We start from the raw sequence: 592 nt of genomic DNA, 5'->3' as shown, positions 1-592 counted from the left end.
ATGACTTGCTTATTTAGCTTGTGAACCAACTGACCTTTCTTCGTTTCTGGAATTGGCTTTTCAATCAGCTTAGGCTTTTGCTCTGCAGGTTTCGCAAACCATTCTTCCAAGAATCGGCGGTTAAATAGGCCCGTTAACATGTCGGTTTTCGCCAAACGACGCATACGCAAACGCGAACGGTTCACGTACAAAAATACCAACGCCATAAGCAATAAAATACCAATCATTACCAATAACACTTCACCCAACAGGTAGAATGTTCGGCGATTATTCTCCAGCTCTAGACGCTGTAATACATTGTTCCAGTTGAGGTTTTCGTTCTCGTACTCTAATCGCTCTAGCTCAAACAAGGTTTGTTGTCGCTCTAAGTTCTCGACTTCACGCTGATTACTAAATTGAATGAATTTTTCATGATATTGACCGTAGGTTTGATAGGCCAATTCGAAGTTTTGATCTCCGGCGTAAGCCATAGCAGCGACTTTTAACAGCTCCATTTGCTGCTGTTTGATGTAGCGACTCTCGATGATCTCAGGAAGTAAAGGCGTAATCATCGTTAACAAAGCTTGATACTGCTTACGCTCTAGCATGTACT

General features: G+C 42.2%; 1 pseudogene. It reads right to left on the bottom strand.

The annotated features are described in order from the left end of the window. Window positions 1–592, bottom strand: a pseudogene (locus R7Z49_RS26390) (GGDEF domain-containing protein); the annotation flags it as partial.

Origin of the sequence: Vibrio sp. 1562, assembly GCF_033340155.1 — a bacterium.
Taxonomy (GTDB): Bacteria; Pseudomonadota; Gammaproteobacteria; order Enterobacterales; family Vibrionaceae; genus Vibrio; species Vibrio alginolyticus.
The sequence above is the reverse complement of the archived record's forward strand: the minus strand, read 5'-3'. Positions and strand labels throughout refer to the sequence as shown.